This window comes from Kitasatospora sp. NPDC057198, from assembly GCF_042670125.1.
Classification (GTDB): Bacteria; Actinomycetota; Actinomycetes; order Streptomycetales; family Streptomycetaceae; genus Kitasatospora.
In genome coordinates, this window is the sequence record NZ_JBHUWH010000137.1 from 1 (window position 1) to 16,953 (window position 16,953).

The following is a 16,953-nucleotide window of genomic DNA, read 5'->3' on the forward strand; positions in this document are numbered from 1 at the left end:
GGTGAGCACCGCCCGTTCGATCCTGCTGTTCGCGCTGGCCGCCGTCCTGGAGATCGGCGGCTGCTGGCTGGTCTGGCAGTCCGTCCGCGAGTCCCGCCCGTGGTGGCTGGCCGGGCTCGGGGTGCTGGCCCTGGGCCTGTACGGCTTCGCCGCGGCCCTCCAGCCGGACGCGGACTTCGGCCGGGTGCTGGCCGCGTACGGCGGGGTGTTCGTGGCCGGTTCGCTGCTGTGGGGCGTGCTGCTGGACGGCTTCCGGCCCACCCGGTGGGACGTCGCCGGGGCGCTGGTCTGCCTGGCCGGCGTCGGCGTGATCATGTACGGGCCGCGCCGGTAGCGGGCCTCAGGACGCGATCCACCGCCAGCCGTTCTTGTCCACGCAGACGATGACCCGGCCGGAGGCGTCGGTGCCGGAGACGCCGTGGTCGGAGGTGCGGCAGAACTGGCCCGCCCGGTAGCAGTTGCCCGCGTTGGACAGCGGGTGGCATGCGGCGGCCTGCTGGGTGCGGGTCGGCGTCGGCTGCGGCGCGGGCGGCTTGCTGGTGGTGCGGGCGGCGGCGGTGGGCGCGGTCGCGGCCTTGGCAGTCGGCGTGGGCGTGGGCGTAGGCGTCGGGGTGGGGGACGCTTCGGGGGTCGGAGTCGGGCTGGCCGTCGGGCTGGGCGTGGGGGTCGGGGACGGGCTGGGTGCGGGCGCGCTGCTGCTGTGCGTGGCGGCGGGCGCGGGAGCGACCTGGTCGGTCGGCTCGCAGGCGGTGGCGAACAGGGCGGCGGCGAGCAGCGCGCCCGCGGCGGAGGCCCGGCGCAGGCGGAGGGAGAGGGACAAGACGGCTCATCTCGGGGGAGCGGTTCCGGACGGGCCGTCATCTTTCCGAATGTGTGTGATCGGTGGAGTTCGGGTGATGGCTTCGTTATCGATCGGCAACCGGAACGCCGCGCAGCACCCCTTCGACGAGGGCCCGGACGCGCCGGCCCGGTACGGCGGGGAGGCGGCCGTCGAGGTGGTGGTGGGCGAAGGTGCGGACGCCGGAGGTTCGCATGCCGCGCATTGCGGACGAGGGGGCGCCGGCCCGGCCAACTGCCCTGGTGGAAAACCTCGGTGCGGACTCGAACGGAAGTGCTACATTCTGCGGGCTTCAGGCGAAGGAGGATCATGGGGGAGTACCTGGCCGGGGTCGGTCGGAACATCGCGATACGCGGTGCGGTGGGGTTGGTCGTCCTGACGGGCGGGCTGATCTGGCACTCGGGGCAGGATTCGGGCGGGCGGCGGGCCGGGGACGACGGGCCCGCCGTGTGCGGTCCGACCCAGCCGGACTGGCCGGCCGGCTACCCGGCGATGTGCGCCGCGCTGAACCGTCCCGACCTGGCGGAGCTGATGGAGGTTCCGGGCGAGCGCACCGTCTCCGCCGGGGTCGGCACCTACTCGCCGCAGATCAGCGCGGCGGCCCGGGTGCAGGTCGGCATGGTGACGGTCTCGGCGATCGAGTACCCCGCCCTCCCGTACGACCTGGAGGTCGACGACCCCCGGGTGAGCGCCGTGGAGGCCGGGCCGGTGAGCGGGCGGCCCGCGATCAGCTACACCGACGCGACGCTCTGGGTCAGCCTCGGCTCCGGCTCCGGCTCCGGCTCCGGTGGCGCGGCGCCCCGCAAGGGCTGGACGCACCACCTTGTCGTGGCCCGGAACGCGGACGGCAGCGGCGGCTGCATCGAACTGGCCGCCTGGCGCAACGACGGCGGCGAGGTGAACAGCGACACGCTGCCCCGGCTGGCCGAGAAGATGCTGCCCACGCTGGCACTGGACGGCTGGCAGACGCCCCCGCTCCCGGCCGAGCCGGGACAGCCGCCCCGCTCACCCCGGCCGTCCCCGTCCCCGACCGACTTCCGGCCCTTCTCCGGCTAGCGCCGGCCCGCTGCCGCCGACCCGCTGCCGCCGGGCGCGGGCGCGGGTGCGGAGGGCGGGGGTACCTGCCGGGTTCGACCGGCTCCGAGGAGAAGACCGTGACGGGAGAGCGAGTGGCGCGACAGATCAGGTGGGACAGGGTCCAGTTGGCGTGGGCGGTGCTGGGTCTGTGCGGCCTGCTGGCCGTGGGGGTGTGGGGCGTCCACCACCGGAGTCCGGCGGACGGCTGGCAGGAAGCGACGCACCCGTCCCCACCGCCGTCCCTGTTCCAGCCGTCCCCGTTCCAGCCGTTCTCGGACGGTCGCTGAACCGCCGTCGGGTCGCTGAACCGTCGCCGGGCCGTTGCCGCCGCCGCTACTGCCGGTAGGTGGCCAGGAAGCGGCCGATCCGGCTGATCGCGGTCTCCAGTTCGTCGGCGCGCGGCAGGGTGACGAAGCGGAAGTGGTCGGGGCGGGGCCAGTTGAAGCCGGTGCCCTGGACGATGTGGATCTTCTCGCGGAGCAGCAGGTCCAGCACGAAGCGCTCGTCGTCGACGATCCGGTGCACGGCCGGGTCGAGCTTGGCGAAGGCGTACAGCGCGCCGCGCGGTTTGACGCAGGAGACGCCGGGGATCTCGTTCAGCGCCCGCCAGGTGACGTCGCGCTGCTCGGTGAGCCGGCCGCTGGGCAGCACCAGGTCGTTGATGGACTGCCGGCCGCCGAGCGCGGCCTGCACGGCGTACTGGGCGGGCACGTTGGGGCACAGCCGCATCGCGGCCAGCATGGTCAGGCCCTCCAGGTAGTCCTTGGCGTGCTCCTTGGGGCCGGAGACCGCCAGCCAGCCGCTGCGGAAGCCGGCCACCCGGTACGCCTTGGACAGGCCGTTGAAGGTGAGGGTGACCACGTCCTCGGAGAGGGCGGCCAGGCAGTGGTGCTCGACGCCGTCGTAGAGGATCTTGTCGTAGATCTCGTCGGCGAAGACCAGCAGGTGGTGGCGGCGGGCCAGGTCGAGGATGCCCTCCAGCAGTTCCTTCGGGTAGACCGCGCCGGTCGGGTTGTTCGGGTTGATCACCACGATCGCCTTGGTGCGGTGGGTGATCTTGGCGGCGATGTCCTCCAGGCTCGGGTACCAGTCGGACTCCTCGTCGCACAGGTAGTGCACCGCCTTGCCGCCGGCGAACCGCACCACGGCCGTCCACAGCGGGTAGTCGGGCATCGGGACGAGCACCTCGTCGCCGTCGTCGATCAGCGCCTGCACGGCCATCTGGATCAGCTCGGACACGCCGTTGCCCAGGTACACGTCGTCCACCGTGACGCCCTGGACGCCGCGCTGCTGGTAGTACTGCACGACGGCGCGCCGGGCGGGGAGGATGCCGCGCGAGTCGGAGTAGCCGTGCGCGTTGGAGAGGTTGCGGATGATGTCCTGGACGATCTCCTCGGGCGCCTCGAAGCCGAACGGGGCCGGGTTGCCGGTGTTCAGCCGCAGCACGCTGTGCCCGGCTTCCTCCAGCGCGTTGGCGGTGTCGACGACCGGGCCGCGGATCTCGTAGCACACGTCCTTCAGCTTGCTGGACTGGCGAAACTCCATGAGCGGCCTCCCGACCCGTCACCGAACCCCTGCGGCCGGCTTGCTTCGTTCTACCAAGTGAGGACTTGGAAAGTCCAACCTATTGGCTATGCTGACGGCATGCCACGCCGAAGCTACGACCAGTACTGCGCCGTCGCCCGCGCCCTGGACGCGGTGGGGGAGCGCTGGAGCCTCCTGATCGTCCGCGAACTCCTCGGCGGACCGCGCCGCTACACCGACCTGCACGCCGACCTGCCCGGAGTCTCCACCGACATCCTCGCCACCCGCCTCAAGCAACTGGAGGGCGAGGGCCTGGTCGAGCGCCGCCGCCTCGAGCGCCCCGCCAACGCCACCGTCTACGAACTCACCCCCCGCGGCGCGGAACTGCGCCCCGTCGTCGAGGCCCTCGCCCACTGGGGCGGCCCCGACCTCGGCGAACCCCGCCCCACCGACGCCGTCCGCGAGCACTGGTACACCGCCGCCGCCCCCGCCACCTGAGCACGGGCCGCCGTCCGCTGTCGGTCCGCCGTCCGCTGTCGGGCCGCCGTGCTCGACTGTCCGCCATGGACACCACCGACCCCGTCCCCGGCATCTGGATCACCGCCGTCCCGCCCTTCGGCCCCGAGGAGACCGGGGTGCTGCTCGCCGTGGACACCACCTCCGCCGACCCCGGCGAACAGGCCGTCAGCGCCCTCCTCGGCTACGGCCACGAGGGGGAGGAGGGCGTCTTCCACCTCCTCCCCTCCGACCTCTCCGCCCGCTGCACCCGCACCCCCGGCCGCCTCGCCGTCACCCTGTTCACCAGCCGCGCCGTCCTCACCCGCCACTTCGCCGAACACCCCGCCCTGCTCGCGCACTTCACCGGCGACGACGAGTGGGTGCCGCTGCTGCGCCGCGCACTGGCCACCGACTCCGCCGGGCCGGACAGCGGGCCGGACAGCGGGCCGGACGGCGAGCCGCGGGCCGTCCTGCTGATCGACCACCCCGGCCCGGCCGCCTCGCCCGCCGAACTGATCGCCGCCTTCGACGCCGGCGAAGCGGGCATCGCGGTCCTCGGCGTGCAGTAGCGGCCGGGGCGGTGGCCGGATGGCCGGGTCGGCGGAAGTCGGTCAGGCAGTGTCGGAGTGCTCCCGGGCCAGGCGCAGCAGGGCGGGTCCGTACTCGGGGTGGGCGAGGGCGTGGGCGAACTGGGCGATCAGGTACGCCCCGGGGTTGCCGGTGTCGTACCAGCGTCCCTCGATGACCTGCCCGTACACCGCGCGCCGGGCGGCGTACGCGTTGAGCGCGTCGGTCAGGTACAGCTCCCCGCTCGGGTCCTCCTGGAAGCGGCGGCACTGCTCGCGCAACTCGTCCACCACGCCCGGCGTCAGGACGTAGCCGCCGATCGCGGCGAAGTGCGACGGCGCGTCCTCCGGCTTCGGCTTCTCGACCAGGCCGGTGATCCGCAGCGCGCCGTCGCCGAGGTCCTCCTTCACCACCGGCACGCCGTAGCGCCGGGAGTCCTCCGGCGCCATCGGCATCAGCGCCAGCACCGGCGCGTTGGTCTTCTCGTACGCCGCGACCAGCTGCCGGGCGCGCGGCACCTCGGCCACGAACACGTCGTCGGGCCACAGCACCAGGAACGGCTCGTCGCCGAAGTTCCGGGCCGCGTTGAGCACGGGAGTGCCGTTGCCGTACGGGCCGTGCTGGTACAGGTAGGTGAGGTGGCCGCGCCGGGACAGCTCGCCGACCTCCTCGACCGCGTCGGCGTAACCGGACTTGCCGTCGGCGCGCAACTGGGCGACCAGCGCCGGATTGGGCCGGAAGTGCTCCTGGATCGGCGACTTGTCGCCCGAGACGACGACGGTGATGTCGGTGATCCCGGAGTCGATCAGCTCCCGGACGGTGTGCTCGATGACCGGCCGGTCGCCGACGGGCAGCATCTCCTTCGGGGTGGCCTTGGTCAGCGGGAGCAGCCGGGAACCGAGACCGGCGGCGGGAATCACGGCCCGGCGGATGGTGGCACGCATGGGAGTCCCTTCCTGCACATCTTGGTGGTCGCCCCCAACGGCACGGCGAACCACCCACACCGGAGGCAACGGAACTGTCACCGATGGTAGTTGACGCTCCGTCACCTCAGGTCGGGAGCGCTTCGGTCGGAAACGTGCCGAGCCAGAACGCCGCGGTGGAGGGCTGGTCGAGACCGGCGGTGGAGCCGTCGTGCGGAAGGAGTTCGGTGGGTGCGACGTAGGCGTCGCCGGGGTCGAGACGCAGTCGGATGCAGGTGGGGTCACCGCCGGCGGCGGTGTACCGGCGGAGGTCGTCGGTGTGCGGGGTGCGGGTGGCGTAGTCCTCGGGGTGGACGGCGCGGGTGATGTGCTGGTCGCATCTGGTGCCTCTCCGTGAAGTGGCGTTGCCTCGGCGCTGAGGGGCGCCGCTCCCCGGCGACCACGACCTTGCGAGTTCTTGCGCGTCTGCCGGCGGCGGTCGATGGCGTAGGCGATCAGCGCCGGGCCTCGGCGCCGAACCGGGCCATCCGGGCCTCCACCGCGGCGTCCACGTCGTCGACGGTGCCGCGGGAGCGTTGGACGGCGCGCAGTACGGCCTCGGTGCAGGCGCGGGTCTGGACCATGGCGGGGACCGTCCGGGAGGCGTGGACGCGGAAGCGGCGGGTGCGGCGGTAGAGGTCGAGGACGGAGCCCTGGGCCTGGCGCGGCCCGCCGGCCTCCAGGCGGCGCCACTCGACGTACATCGACTCCACCGCCCGGGAGGCGGCGATCAGTTCCGGGGCCTGCCCGTCGGCCCCGCACGCCCGGCACCACGCCCGGCACCACGCCCGGATGTCCGCATCCGACGGCGCGGCCTTCCCCGCCTGGAGGCGGGAGGTCTTGGCCGGGTTCCAGCCGCACCGGGCCGACAGCTCGTCACCGGTGATCCCGGCGTCCCGGTGGAGGTCGCGCAGCCGCTCGGCGAGGGCCTTGCGGGCGGCGACGACGCTGGAGGAGGGGGTGTACGGCATGAGGGCTGTCGGTCCGGTGTGCTCGTGCTCTCGCCGGTCAGATCGTGTACTCGTCGTGCGGGACAGCCCGCTCCCACACCTGCTCGAAGGCGTCCGCGCAGAGTCGGACGGCCGCCGGGTCCTCGGTGAGTTCGCCGCCGCGGGAGTCCCCGTCACCGGAGAGGTGCCCCCAGCGCACCGACCGGCCGTCGAACAACCGGAAGTCGCTGCCCGGCAGGGGGATGGTGCCGGCGTTGCGCCGCGGCAGCCACCGCACCTGCCCCCGGCCGCCACGTCGGGGAACGTCACGTCGTACTCGTACCGGATGCACCCACTGACCGGCTCGGACACGATCCGGGCCCGGCGGATCTCCACACCGCGGCCGACGGCCTCGGCGACGGTGGCCGGCCGGGGCCGCCACCACGACGCCCGGTCCGTCGGGTCGAGCCGATGCCCGTTGCGCCAGGCGCGCAGCGCGGGGTCGTCCCGCATGCACCCGTCGCGCATCTCCAGGTGGGGCGCGGAGCGGGTGGTGGTGGGGGCAGGGCGGGAGGAGTAGGTTCCGGGCGTGGACGAGACGGATCTGGCGGGGGCGCGGGACGGCTTCCGGGCCGGGGCGGCCGGGGCGGCGATCGGGGCGGGCATCGCGCTGGCGGCCTGGGCGCTGTCGGCACTGATCGGCGACGGGACGTTCCCCGCGTATCTGCTCGGGCCGCTGCTGTGTCCCGCGATGAGCTTCGTGGCGCCGCTGTGGCGCGAGCGCCGGGGCCATCGGCGGCCCGCTACCCTGGTGGCCCTGGCGGCCTGCCTGCCCGTCATGGTGCTGGCGACCGGCACCGAGGACCTCCTGCGGGAGGACCCCGACGACGGGCCGAGCGCCTGGACGGCGCCGTTCTACCTGGTGATGCTGCTGGTCTGGTCCACCCTCTACGGCGCGCTCGCCGGCCCGCCCGGGGCCGAACCCGGCCGCAGCTGGCTGCGGTTCACCGGCCGCGGCCGCCGCTACCACCTTGCCGTGTACGGTGGCCCCGCCCTCGGGTTGGTCCTGGCGGTCTGGTTCGCCACGGCCGCTGGCTGAAGCGCTGCACGAACGCTGCGAGTGGCGTCCGCCCCGGCGGCGGGACGACCGTGGCAGCGTGACGGTGGAAGCGTGCGGCGGCGAACTGGTGGCCCGGGTGGCCCGCGGCGAGCGGGACGCCTTCGAGGCGTTCTACCGCCAACTGCTGGGCCCGGTCGGGGCGGTGGTGCGGCGGGTGCTGCGCGACCGGGCGCAGAGCGAGGAGGTCGTCCAGGAGGTGTTCCTGGAGCTGTGGCGCACCGCCGACCGCTACCGCCCCGAGCGCGGCAGCGTGCACGCCTGGGCGCTGACCGCCGCCCACCACCGCGCCGTCGACCGGGTCCGCGCCGCCCGGGCCGGGGCCGAGCGCGAACGCGCGGCCGCCCTGCGCGACTACCGCCCCGCGTACGACAGCGTCGCCGCCGAGGCCGAGCGCCGCATCGAGGACCGCGCCGTCCGCACCGCCCTCGCCGCCCTCACCCCCGCCCAGCGCGAGGCGCTCGCCCTCGCCTACTGGGGCGGCTGCACCCAGACCCGGATCGCCGCGATGCTGGGGGCGCCCCTGGGGACGGTGAAGAGCCGGGTGCGGGACGGCCTGCGGCGGCTGCGGGTGGAGCTGGGGTGAGCGGATGATGGGGCGGGGGTGCGGTGCGGGCGGGCTGCACCCAGACCCGGATCGCCGCGATGCTGGGGGCGCCGCTGGGGACGGTGAAGAGCCGGGTGCGGGACGGCCTGCGGCGGCTGCGGGTGGAGCTGGGGTGAGCGGGCGGCCGCGCCCCGCGGGGTCAGTCCGGCTGGCGGGACGGCCACCAGGTGCGGCCGCCGAGGTCGTGGACCAGGGCCGGGACGAGCAGCGAGCGCACCAGCAGGGTGTCCAGCAGGACGCCGAAGGCCACGATGAAGGCGATCTGGGCGAGGAAGGCCAGCGGGATGACGCCCAGCGCGGCGAAGGTCGCGGCCAGCACCACGCCCGCGGAGGTGATGACGCCGCCGGTCGCGGTCAGGCCGCGCAGCACGCCGGCCCGGGTGCCCAGCGCCGCGGTCTCCTCGCGGACCCGGGTCATCAGGAAGATGTTGTAGTCCACGCCCAGCGCGACCAGGAACACGAACCCGTACAGCGGCACGGACGGGTCGGTCGCCGAGAAGCCGAACACGTGCGGGAACACCAGCGCCGAGACGCCCAGCGTGGCCAGGTAGGAGAGCGCGACGGTGGCCGCCAGCAGCAGCGGCGCCAGCACCGAGCGCAGCAGCAGGACCAGCACCACCAGGATGCACAGCAGCACCACCGGCATGATCAGCGCCCGGTCGTGCTTCGCGGTGGCCCGGGTGTCGGCCTGCTGCGCCGAGTAGCCGCCGACCAGGGCGTCGGCCCCGTCCACGGCGTGCACGGCGGTGCGCAGCCGGGCGACGGTGGCGAGCGCGGCGTCGCTGTCGGCGGGGTCGGCGAGCGTCGCGTCGAGGCGGACGAGTCCGTCGGCGACCACCGGCGGGTCGGTGGGGGCGCCGCCGGTGTACGGGCGGACGGCGGCGACGCCGGGCACCGGGGCGGCGGCGGCCGTCACGGCCTCGGCGCGGTCGGCGCGGGCGACGATCACCGCGGGGTTGCCGGAGCCGCCGGGGAAGTGCGCGGAGAGCAGGCGCTGCGCGGCGACCGAGGGCTGGGCGGTGGTGAACAGTTCGGACTGCGGCACGCCGCCGGCGTTCAGCAGCGGGGCGCAGGCCGCGAGGGCCACCAGGACGGCCGTCGAGCCGACCCACAGCAGGCGCGGGCGGCGGCCGACGAGTTCGGCGATCCGCTGCCAGACCCGGTGTCCGCCGCCGGTGCCGTCGGTGGCGGGCCGGGCGGGCCAGAACGCGGCCCGGCCGCACAGCGCGAGCGCGGCGGGCAGGAAGGTCAGCGCGGACAGCACGGCGCAGCCGATGCCGATGGCGCCGACCGGGCCGAGCGCCCGGTTGTTGGTCAGGTCGGAGAGCAGCAGGACGAGCAGGCCCAGGCCCACGGTCAGGCCGGAGGCGGCGATCGGCTCCACCGAGCGGCGCAGCGCGGTGCGGGCGGCGGCGAACCTGTCCTGCCCGGTGGCGAGTTCCTCGCGGAAGCGGGCGGAGTACAGCAGCCCGTAGTCGGTGGCCGCGCCGATCACCAGGATCGACAGCAGCCCCTGCACCTGCCCGTCCACCCGGACCACGCCGTGCTGGGCGAGCGCGTAGACGATCGCGCAGGCCACGCCGAGCGCGAACACCGCGCCGAGGATCACCAGCAGCGGCAGCAGCACCGCCCGGTAGACCAGCAGCAGGATCAGCAGCACCACGCCGAGCGCGACGCCGAGCAGCAGGCCGTCGATGCCCGCGAACGCCCCCGACAGGTCGGCCAGCACCGCGGCGGGCCCGGCGACCCCGGCGGTGGCGCCGGGCACCTGTTCGGCGTACCCGCGGATCGCCGCGACCGCCTCCTTGGTGTCCGGCCCGAGGTCGGCGCGCAGCTGCACCACCGCCTCCAGCGCCTTCCCGTCCTCGGAGGGCAGCAGCGGCGAGGGCTGCCCGGTGGTGCCCGGCACCTGCGCGGCCGCGGCCAGCGCCTTCCCGGCGTCGGCCCGCAGCGTCTCGTCCACCTGCCCGGAGCGGGCCTCCCAGACCAGCACGACCGGCAGCGTCGACTCGGCGCGGAAGTCCTTCTCCAGCTGGGCGACCCGGGTCGACTCGGCGCTGCGCGGCAGGAACGCCGCGCCGTCGTTGGTCGACACCTCGCCCAGTTTCCCGGCGAACGGCCCGAGCGCGCCGCCGAGCGCGAGCCAGACCAGCAGCAGCACGAGTGGGAGCAGGAAGCGCAGGCGCCGGGAAGGGGGCGCGGGCGCCGGGGCGGGGGTAGGGGCGTGCGTCGGCATGCCCCGAAGAATATCTCAATCATTGAGAGATCTGGGGGAGCGTGTCCGCCCCGTCGGCTACGGTTCGCCGCATGGACGGCACGCACCACACCCCCGACGCGCACGAACAGTGGCTCCTGGAGGCGCTCTTCACCCCCGGCGTGCTGCTCGGCGCCGCGCACGCCTACGGGCATGACCCCGCCTACCCGGCCCGGGTGACCGCCGTGGAGGAGATCGCCACCGTCCGGGTCCCGAGCGGCCGACTGGCCGTCGCCTGCCCCTGGCCGCCGGACGACGACTACGACGTGCCGCCCCCCGTCGCCTTCGAGCTCGCCGAACGCGTCCCGCCCGGCCCCCACCCGGTCGAAGTCGCCTGGTACGAGGCGCCGGTGCTGTTCATGGACGAGATCCAGGACCGCCGCCAGGTCGCCGCCGTCCGCCTCCGCCTGACCGGCGCCCCGGTGGCCCGCTGGGAGGCCGCCGCCTTCCTGCCCGTGGGCAGCGCCGATCCGGGCGGCCACCTCGGCACGGACGACCACGGCCGCCGGTACTTCTACGACGAGCACCAGTGCTGCGCCTTCGCCGACGCCGCCGCCTGGCCCGAACTCGTCGAACCCTTCCGGCAGTTCACCCTCGACGCGATCGCCCGGCGCCCCAACGACGGCCGGGGCATCGACTACCTCCACGACCACGCCTTCCAGCGCACCAGCAGCCCCGCCCGCGCCGCGGACCTGCTTGCCTTCCCCAGCTCCGGCATCACCGCCTGGCTCGGCCGCGCCGCCGACGGCACCCCGGCCACCGTCCTCGTCCTCGGCGCCCTCGAGGACGTCGACCTGGTTCCGGGAGCGGCGGCCCCGAGCCGGGACCATGAGTGAGGGAACCGGGCGCTGACGGCACGACCCGCCCGGTTCAGGCGTCGAAGGCGGTGGCCCTGGCCTCCTTCTCCCAGCCGAGCACGTCCTCCCGGACCTGCTCCAGGTGGGCCAGCACGCCGTCCACCGCGTCCCCGCCCAGCACCAGCCGCAGCGGGGTCCGCTCCGCCGCCAGCGCGGCCAGGATCGCCGCCGCCGCCCTGTCCGGGTCGCCGGGCTGGGTGCCGTGCCCGCCCGACACCATCGCCCGGGTCGCGGCCACCGCCGCGTACTGCCCGCCGTCGGTGCTCGCCCCGGCCCGGTCGCCCTCGAACAGCGAGGTCCGGAACGCGCCGGGCTCCACGATCAGCACCTTGACGCCGTACTCGCGCACCTCGTCCGCCAGTGCCTCGGACATCCCCTCCAGGGCGAACTTCGTTCCGCTGTAGGCGCCGAAGCCCGCGAAGGACAACTGGCCGCCCACGCTGCTCATCTGCACCACCGCGCCCGAACGCCGCTCCCGCATGTGCGGCAGCACCGCCCGCACCAGCGCCGCCGGTCCGAACACGTGCACGTCGAACAGGGCGCGCAGCTCCTCGTCCGTGGTCTCCTCGACGGCGCCGACGTGGGTGCGGCCCGCGTTGTTCACCAGCACGTCGATCCGCCCGTGCCGGGCCACCACGTCCTCCACCGCCGCCCCGACCGCGGCCGTGTCCGTGACGTCCAGGCCCAGCGCCTCCACCTGGTCGGGGTGCGCGGCCACCAGGTCGGCCAGCGACTCCGGCCGCCGCACCGCCCCGACCACCACGTCGCCGGCGGCCACCGCGGCCCGCGCGACCGCCCGCCCGAAACCGCTGCCCGCACCGGTCACCAGCCACACCTTGTTCACGGCAACTCCCTTTCCAGCCGCTCGACTTCCGACGACCACCAGCCTGCCGCGGAACCCCGTTGCCGGTCCAAGACCCGTGGTGATAACCAATCGGCATGGCCCTGGACGTCCACACCCGAGACCTGCGCTACTTCCTCGCCGTGGCCGAGGAGTTGCACTTCACCCGCGCCGCCGAACGGCTGCACGTCTCGCAGCCCGCGCTCAGCAAACAGGTCCGCGCCCTCGAACAGCGGCTCGGCACCGCACTGTTCCGCCGCGACCAGCACCGGGTCGCCCTCACCACCGCCGGACACGCCCTGCTGCCGCACGCCCGCGAACTCCTCGACGGCTGGGCGCGCGGCGCCGACGCGCTGGCCGCCGCCAAGGCCGAACAGCGCAGCACCCTCACCGTCGGCATGAGCACCAGCCCCGCCCGCGGCGGCCTCCTCCCCGCCGTCCGCTCCCGCCTCGGCACCACCCACCCGCAAGCCACCACCCGCCTGCGCCAGGTCAGTTGGGACGACCCGACGGCCGGCCTGGCCGACGGCAGCACCGACGTCGCCTTCGTCTGGCTCCCGCTGCCCGACCCGCACCGCTACGACTGGACGATCGTCGCCGAGGAACCCCGCCTGCTCGCCCTCCCCGCCGCCCACCCGCTCGCCGCCCGCCCCGCGCTCGACTTCGCCGACCTGCTCGACGAACCCTTCCTCGCCCTGCCCCCCGACGCGGGCCCGCTGCGCGACCACTGGCTCGCCCTGGACGCCCGCGACGGCCGCCCGCCCCGGATCGGCGCCGAGGTCGCCGGCGTCGAGGAGACCTACGAGGCCCTGATCGCCGGCCTCGGCGTCTGCCTGGTCGCCGCCGGCAACGCCCCCCTGATCACCCACGACGGCGTCACCACCCGCCCCGTCACCGGCGTCGGCCCCTCCCGCTACGCCCTCGCCTGGCGCCGCGACGACGCCCACCGCCCGCTCGTCCACGCCTACGCGGCCGCCTGCCGGGCGACGGTGGGCGGGTAGCCCCAGCCCCCGCCCCGCCGAGCACCGCCGGCGCCGGCCCGCCGCCCCCGGTCCGCCGAGCACCGCCGCCCCCGGTCCGGCGCCCCCGGCCCGGCGTTCTCCGTTCGGGTTCGCGAGATGGCGGCGGCGGGCCGGGGCAGGCCCTAGGCTGACGTGGTGCCAGAAGCGTTGTCCGGAGCGACGGCCAGTACCGGGGAGGTGGCCCGGCGGCTCGGGGTGTCGCCGACCACCGTCCGTTCCTGGGAGCGCCGGTACGGGATCGGCCCGGCCGACCGCGAGGAGGGGCGGCACCGGCGCTGGACGGCCCGGGACGTCGCGGTGCTGGAGGCGATGTGCCGGCTCACCGCGCGCGGCACGCCGCCCGCCGAGGCCGCCCGGCTCGCCCCCGCACTGGCCGGACGGGCCGCCGAACCGGCCACCGAGCCGGCCGCCGAACCACCCGCAGATCCGGCCGTCGAACCAGCCGTCGTCCAACCGGCCGCCGTCGGGGCCCCGGCCGCGCAGGGGCAACCGCAGGTGCGGCCGGAGGTGCGCGGTCTGGCCCGAGCCGCCCGGCGGCTGGACGCCCCCGAGGTGGCCCGGCTGCTGCAGGCCGATGTCGAACGGCTGGGTGCGGTCGCCGCCTGGACGGACGTGATGGCGCCCGCGCTGCGCGCCGCCGGCCGCCGCTGGGCCGCCGGGGGCGGTGAGCGCTACGTGGAGGTCGAACACCTGCTGTCCTGGCACGTCTCCAGCGCGCTGCGCCGGGCCGCCGAGCCGCCGGCGGGTGCGGCCGGCCCGCCCGTGCTGCTGGCCGCGGTGCCCGGGGAGCAGCACACCCTGCCGTTGGAGGCGGTGGCCGCCGCGCTCGCCGAACGCGGCCTGCCGTTCCGGATCTTCGGTGCCGCGCTGCCCGTCGAGGCGCTCGCGGCCGCCGTCCGGCGCACCGGTCCGGCCGCCGTCCTGCTCTGGTCGCAGACCCGTGCCACGGCCGATCCGGCCCCGGTACGGGCCGTCGCCGCCAGCGCCTGGGGCCCGCGCGGGGCCCGGCTGCGTCCCGCCCTGCTGGTCGCGGGCCCCGGCTGGCAGCGCGCCGCCCGCCCGCCCGGGACCCTCGCCCCGCGCGACCTGCCGGGCGCGCTCGCCCTGCTGGCCGCAGCGGCGGACGCGGGCGGGGCGTTAGGGTCGTGACCGGTCCGGCGGGTGTCCGGGCAGGCAGGCGGACGGGTGTGGTGGCGGAGGAGCGGGCGGTGGCGCAGCGGGAGTTCGGACGGCTGCTGCAGGGGCTGGCGTCCGAGATGAACCTGCTCGGGCACGACTTCGCGGACGCCTCGGGCCTGCACGCCACCGACGTCCAGGCGCTGCTGGCGGTGCTGCGGGCACCCGATCCGCCCGGGATCACGCCCGGCGGGCTGCGGGCCGAACTCGGCCTGACCTCCGGCGCGGTGACCGCCGTCCTGGACCGCCTGGAGCGCGCCGGGCACGTCCACCGCACCCGGGACGAGGCCGACCGGCGGCAGGTCCACGTGCACTACCACCCGGACGCGGCCCGGATCGCCGCGGAGTGGTTCGCCCCCGTCGCCGAGTGCACCGACCGGGTGCGGGCCGAGTTCGCGCCGGAGCAGGTCGCCGCCGTGGTCCGCTTCCTCACCCGGATGACCGAGGAACTCGCCGAACTGCGGCAGGCCAGGCGGGCCGACCGCCGCTGAACCCACCGACCCGCCGGACACGCCCGATTCGGGTGCCATCACACGGTCGCGTCCTTTTTGCCGGGTATGGTCGGCGGGCGTCCGAACGTCCGGCAGTCCCCTGGGAGCCCCCGCCATGCCGCAGCCCCAACCGGTCCTCGCCACGCTGACCGGGGCCGCCGTGTTCCTGGTGCTCGCGATCGAGGACGGCGGCGAGCAGACCGTCCGCGACCTGCTGCCCGACCTCGGCGGGCTGGCCCGCACCGTCGGCAGCCGGGCGCCCCGGCAGGAGGTCAGCCTGGTGCTCGGCATCGGCTCCGACGCCTGGGACCGCCTGTTCGCCGGCCCCCGCCCCGCCCGACTGCACCCCTTCGTCGAACTCGCCGGCCCCCGGCACCTCGCCCCCGCCACCCCCGGCGACCTGCTGCTGCACATCCGGGCCGAACGCATGGACCTGTGCTTCGAGTTGGCCACCCTGATCAGCCGGCGGCTCGGCGACCGGGTCACCGTGCTGGACGAGACCCACGGCTTCCGGTACTTCGACTGCCGCGACCTGATCGGCTTCGTCGACGGCACCGAGAACCCCACCGGGGCGGACGCCGCGGACGCCGTCCTGATCGGCGACGAGGACCCGGACTTCGCCGGCGGCAGCTACGTGATCGTGCAGAAGTACCTGCACGACATGGCCGGTTGGCACGCGATCGGCACCGAGCAGCAGGAACGCGTCATCGGCCGCACCAAGCTCGACAACGTCGAACTCGACGACGCCGCCAAGCCCGCCGACTCGCACGTCGCGCTGAACACCGTCACCGGCCCCGACGGCGAGGACCGCGACATCTGGCGGCTGAACATGCCGTTCGGCTCCTTCGCGGAGGGCGGCGAGTGCGGCACCTACTTCATCGGCTACGCCCGCGACCCGTGGGTCACCGAGGAGATGCTCCGCAACATGTTCCTCGGCCGCGGCCCCGCCGCCCACGACCGGCTGCTGGACTTCTCCACCCCCGTCACCGGCACCTTCTTCCACGTGCCCAGCGCGGACTTCCTCGACGACCCGCCCCCCGCCCCCGGCGAGCCCGCCCCGGCCGCCGGAACCGCGTCCGCCGGAGCCGCGCCCGCCGGAATCCCGTCCGCCGGAGCCGCGCCCGCCCTCCCCGTCCGGGACGGCAGCCTCCACATCGGCAGCCTGAAAAGGAGCACCGCACCGTGAACAACCTGCACCGCGACCTGGCGCCCGTCTCCGCCGCCGCCTGGGCCGAGATCGAGGAGGAGGCCCGGCGGACCTTCCGCCTGCACGTCGCCGGCCGCCGGGTGGTCGACCTGGCCGGCCCCGACGGCCCCGAGCTCGCCGCCGTCGGCACCGGGCACCTCGCCGACATCGCAGCCCCCGCCAACGGCATCCGGGCCCGCGCCCGGGAGGCCCTCCAGGTGGTCGAGCTGCGCGTCCCCTTCACCGTCACCCGGGCCGCCGTCGACGACGTCGAACGCGGCTCCAAGGACTCCGACTGGGACCCGGTCAAGGACGCCGCCCGCACCATCGCCCTCGCCGAGGACCGCGCCGTCTTCGACGGCTACCCGGCCGCCGGCATCACCGGCATCCGCGACGGCTCCTCCAACCACCCCGTCGCCCTCCCCGCCGACGTCCGCGAGTACCCCAACGCCGTCAGCCGCGCCCTCACCGCGCTGCGCCTGGCCGGCGTCGGCGGCCCCTACTCCCTCCTGCTCGGCGCCGACACCTTCACCGCCGTCAACGAGACCTCCGACCACGGCTACCCCGTCCACAACCACCTCGCCCGGCTCCTCGACGGCGAGATCATCTGGGCCCCCGCCGTCGAGGGCGCCGTCCTCCTGTCCGCCCGCGGCGGCGACTTCGAACTCCACCTCGGCGAGGACCTCTCCATCGGCTACCTCTCCCACGACGACACCACCGTCCACCTCTACCTCCAGGAGTCCCTCACCTTCCAGCTCCACACCCCCGAGGCCGCCGTCACCCTCACCACCACCTGACCCCGCCCCGCCGACGCCCGCACGGGCCGGGCGGGTTTCTCCGGTGCCGGCGCTCGGCCTTCGCGGCAGCGAACTCTGCCGGGGCGGGGCGCCGTCCCGTACTCCGCCTGCTCCCGCCGGAGGCGTCGTCGTCCTCGCTCGATCTCCCCGGTCCCGTCCTGTCCGTGCCTGCCGGAGGGGTGGCCGTCCTGTGTTCCGCGTGTCCCTGCC

At 75.3% G+C, this 16,953-nt stretch carries 20 protein-coding genes and 2 pseudogenes; 14 read left to right on the top strand and 8 right to left on the bottom strand.

The genetic code is table 11. From position 1 onward, the window contains the following. The first annotated feature begins 1 nt into the window (after position 1). Positions 2-334, top strand: a complete 333-nt coding sequence (locus ACFUEL_RS17545; protein WP_380237173.1) for a YnfA family protein — start codon at positions 2-4, stop codon at positions 332-334. A gap of 6 nt (positions 335-340) precedes the next feature. Here the strand turns inward: ACFUEL_RS17545 and ACFUEL_RS17550 are convergent, their stop codons facing one another. Then, a complete protein-coding gene (locus ACFUEL_RS17550) occupies positions 341-820 on the bottom strand; it encodes a hypothetical protein (protein WP_380237175.1) in 480 nt (159 codons plus the stop codon). Between the two features lie 85 nt (positions 821-905). Further along, positions 906-1,034, bottom strand: a complete 129-nt coding sequence (locus ACFUEL_RS17555; protein ID WP_380237176.1) for a hypothetical protein — start codon at positions 1,032-1,034, stop codon at positions 906-908. Positions 1,035-1,147: 113 nt separating this feature from the next. Between ACFUEL_RS17555 and ACFUEL_RS17560 the strand changes: the two genes are divergently transcribed. Both ACFUEL_RS17560 and ACFUEL_RS17565 read left to right on the top strand, forming a co-directional pair. Next, positions 1,148-1,894 carry a DUF6215 domain-containing protein gene (locus ACFUEL_RS17560; protein WP_380237177.1) on the top strand — a complete coding sequence of 249 codons (747 nt, stop codon included), beginning with the start codon at positions 1,148-1,150 and terminating at the stop codon, positions 1,892-1,894. 98 nt (positions 1,895-1,992) lie between these two features. Further along, positions 1,993-2,202 carry a hypothetical protein gene (locus tag ACFUEL_RS17565; protein ID WP_380237179.1) on the top strand — a complete coding sequence of 70 codons (210 nt, stop codon included), beginning with the start codon at positions 1,993-1,995 and terminating at the stop codon, positions 2,200-2,202. Positions 2,203-2,248: 46 nt separating this feature from the next. Here ACFUEL_RS17565 and ACFUEL_RS17570 read toward each other — a convergent pair whose 3' ends face one another. Further along, complete coding sequence (locus ACFUEL_RS17570; protein ID WP_380237180.1) at positions 2,249-3,460, bottom strand: pyridoxal phosphate-dependent aminotransferase; 1,212 nt, start codon at positions 3,458-3,460, stop codon at positions 2,249-2,251. 99 nt (positions 3,461-3,559) lie between these two features. On the opposite strand from ACFUEL_RS17570, the pseudogene ACFUEL_RS17575 reads away from it, so the two are divergent. Both ACFUEL_RS17575 and ACFUEL_RS17580 read left to right on the top strand, forming a co-directional pair. Beyond that, positions 3,560-3,913 (top strand): annotated as a pseudogene (locus ACFUEL_RS17575) (winged helix-turn-helix transcriptional regulator); the annotation flags it as partial. 89 nt (positions 3,914-4,002) lie between these two features. After that, positions 4,003-4,506, top strand: a complete 504-nt coding sequence (locus ACFUEL_RS17580; RefSeq protein ID WP_380237181.1) for a hypothetical protein — start codon at positions 4,003-4,005, stop codon at positions 4,504-4,506. Between the two features lie 42 nt (positions 4,507-4,548). Here ACFUEL_RS17580 and ACFUEL_RS17585 read toward each other — a convergent pair whose 3' ends face one another. The 3 genes and pseudogenes from ACFUEL_RS17585 to ACFUEL_RS17595 form a co-directional block, all read right to left on the bottom strand. Beyond that, complete coding sequence (locus ACFUEL_RS17585) at positions 4,549-5,448, bottom strand: UTP--glucose-1-phosphate uridylyltransferase (protein ID WP_380237183.1); 900 nt, start codon at positions 5,446-5,448, stop codon at positions 4,549-4,551. A gap of 473 nt (positions 5,449-5,921) precedes the next feature. After that, on the bottom strand, positions 5,922-6,437 hold the full coding sequence (locus tag ACFUEL_RS17590; protein ID WP_380237184.1) for a Scr1 family TA system antitoxin-like transcriptional regulator: 516 nt from the start codon (positions 6,435-6,437) through the stop codon (positions 5,922-5,924). A 37-nt stretch (positions 6,438-6,474) separates the two neighbouring features. Continuing rightward, a pseudogene (locus ACFUEL_RS17595) lies at positions 6,475-6,923 on the bottom strand (DUF6879 family protein). A gap of 61 nt (positions 6,924-6,984) precedes the next feature. Between ACFUEL_RS17595 and ACFUEL_RS17600 the strand changes: the two are divergent. The 3 genes from ACFUEL_RS17600 to ACFUEL_RS17610 are packed head-to-tail and all read left to right on the top strand — an operon-like array spanning position 6,985 to position 8,235. After that, positions 6,985-7,494: a hypothetical protein gene (locus ACFUEL_RS17600; RefSeq protein WP_380237185.1), complete on the top strand. Its 510-nt coding sequence runs from the start codon at positions 6,985-6,987 to the stop codon at positions 7,492-7,494. A gap of 58 nt (positions 7,495-7,552) precedes the next feature. Next, positions 7,553-8,098, top strand: a complete 546-nt coding sequence (locus ACFUEL_RS17605) for a sigma-70 family RNA polymerase sigma factor (protein WP_380237186.1) — start codon at positions 7,553-7,555, stop codon at positions 8,096-8,098. 23 nt (positions 8,099-8,121) lie between these two features. After that, a complete protein-coding gene (locus tag ACFUEL_RS17610) occupies positions 8,122-8,235 on the top strand; it encodes a sigma factor-like helix-turn-helix DNA-binding protein (RefSeq protein WP_380237188.1) in 114 nt (37 codons plus the stop codon). Between the two features lie 23 nt (positions 8,236-8,258). Here the strand turns inward: ACFUEL_RS17610 and ACFUEL_RS17615 are convergent, their stop codons facing one another. After that, positions 8,259-10,355 (bottom strand): MMPL family transporter, encoded by a 2,097-nt coding sequence (locus tag ACFUEL_RS17615; RefSeq protein WP_380237189.1) that lies wholly within the window; start codon positions 10,353-10,355, stop codon positions 8,259-8,261. A 71-nt stretch (positions 10,356-10,426) separates the two neighbouring features. Between ACFUEL_RS17615 and ACFUEL_RS17620 the strand changes: the two genes are divergently transcribed. Continuing rightward, a complete protein-coding gene (locus ACFUEL_RS17620) occupies positions 10,427-11,209 on the top strand; it encodes a hypothetical protein (RefSeq protein WP_380237191.1) in 783 nt (260 codons plus the stop codon). 34 nt (positions 11,210-11,243) lie between these two features. Here ACFUEL_RS17620 and ACFUEL_RS17625 read toward each other — a convergent pair whose 3' ends face one another. Next, complete coding sequence (locus ACFUEL_RS17625) at positions 11,244-12,074, bottom strand: oxidoreductase (protein ID WP_380237192.1); 831 nt, start codon at positions 12,072-12,074, stop codon at positions 11,244-11,246. A 95-nt stretch (positions 12,075-12,169) separates the two neighbouring features. Between ACFUEL_RS17625 and ACFUEL_RS17630 the strand changes: the two genes are divergently transcribed. The 5 genes from ACFUEL_RS17630 (at position 12,170) to ACFUEL_RS17650 (ending at position 16,743) form a co-directional block, all read left to right on the top strand. Continuing rightward, on the top strand, positions 12,170-13,072 hold the full coding sequence (locus ACFUEL_RS17630; RefSeq protein WP_380237194.1) for a LysR family transcriptional regulator: 903 nt from the start codon (positions 12,170-12,172) through the stop codon (positions 13,070-13,072). 156 nt (positions 13,073-13,228) lie between these two features. Further along, entirely contained in the window at positions 13,229-14,242 is a 1,014-nt protein-coding gene (locus ACFUEL_RS17635) for a MerR family transcriptional regulator (protein WP_380237195.1), read from the top strand. Positions 14,243-14,301: 59 nt separating this feature from the next. Beyond that, positions 14,302-14,760, top strand: coding sequence for a MarR family winged helix-turn-helix transcriptional regulator (locus ACFUEL_RS17640; protein ID WP_380237196.1), 459 nt, complete (start codon positions 14,302-14,304; stop codon positions 14,758-14,760). Positions 14,761-14,875: 115 nt separating this feature from the next. Continuing rightward, positions 14,876-15,946 (top strand): Dyp-type peroxidase, encoded by a 1,071-nt coding sequence (locus tag ACFUEL_RS17645; protein WP_380237197.1) that lies wholly within the window; start codon positions 14,876-14,878, stop codon positions 15,944-15,946. Beyond that, positions 15,943-16,743 (top strand): family 1 encapsulin nanocompartment shell protein, encoded by an 801-nt coding sequence (locus ACFUEL_RS17650; RefSeq protein WP_380237198.1) that lies wholly within the window; start codon positions 15,943-15,945, stop codon positions 16,741-16,743. Before ACFUEL_RS17645 ends, ACFUEL_RS17650 begins: the two co-directional genes overlap by 4 nt. Positions 16,744-16,953: the final 210 nt, after the last annotated feature.

Bases quoted from the DNA above. Each gene is read 5' to 3' on its own strand.
- ACFUEL_RS17585 (WP_380237183.1), bottom strand. From the start codon at position 5,448: ATGCGTGCCACCATCCGCCGGGCCGTGATTCCCGCCGCCGGTCTCGGT.
- ACFUEL_RS17560 (WP_380237177.1), top strand. From the start codon at position 1,148: ATGGGGGAGTACCTGGCCGGGGTCGGTCGGAACATCGCGATACGCGGT.
- ACFUEL_RS17570 (WP_380237180.1), bottom strand. From the start codon at position 3,460: ATGGAGTTTCGCCAGTCCAGCAAGCTGAAGGACGTGTGCTACGAGATC.
- ACFUEL_RS17620 (WP_380237191.1), top strand. From the start codon at position 10,427: ATGGACGGCACGCACCACACCCCCGACGCGCACGAACAGTGGCTCCTG.
- ACFUEL_RS17590 (WP_380237184.1), bottom strand. From the start codon at position 6,437: ATGCCGTACACCCCCTCCTCCAGCGTCGTCGCCGCCCGCAAGGCCCTC.
- ACFUEL_RS17645 (WP_380237197.1), top strand. From the start codon at position 14,876: ATGCCGCAGCCCCAACCGGTCCTCGCCACGCTGACCGGGGCCGCCGTG.
- ACFUEL_RS17580 (WP_380237181.1), top strand. From the start codon at position 4,003: ATGGACACCACCGACCCCGTCCCCGGCATCTGGATCACCGCCGTCCCG.
- ACFUEL_RS17630 (WP_380237194.1), top strand. From the start codon at position 12,170: ATGGCCCTGGACGTCCACACCCGAGACCTGCGCTACTTCCTCGCCGTG.
- ACFUEL_RS17555 (WP_380237176.1), bottom strand. From the start codon at position 1,034: ATGCGAACCTCCGGCGTCCGCACCTTCGCCCACCACCACCTCGACGGC.
- ACFUEL_RS17615 (WP_380237189.1), bottom strand. From the start codon at position 10,355: ATGCCGACGCACGCCCCTACCCCCGCCCCGGCGCCCGCGCCCCCTTCC.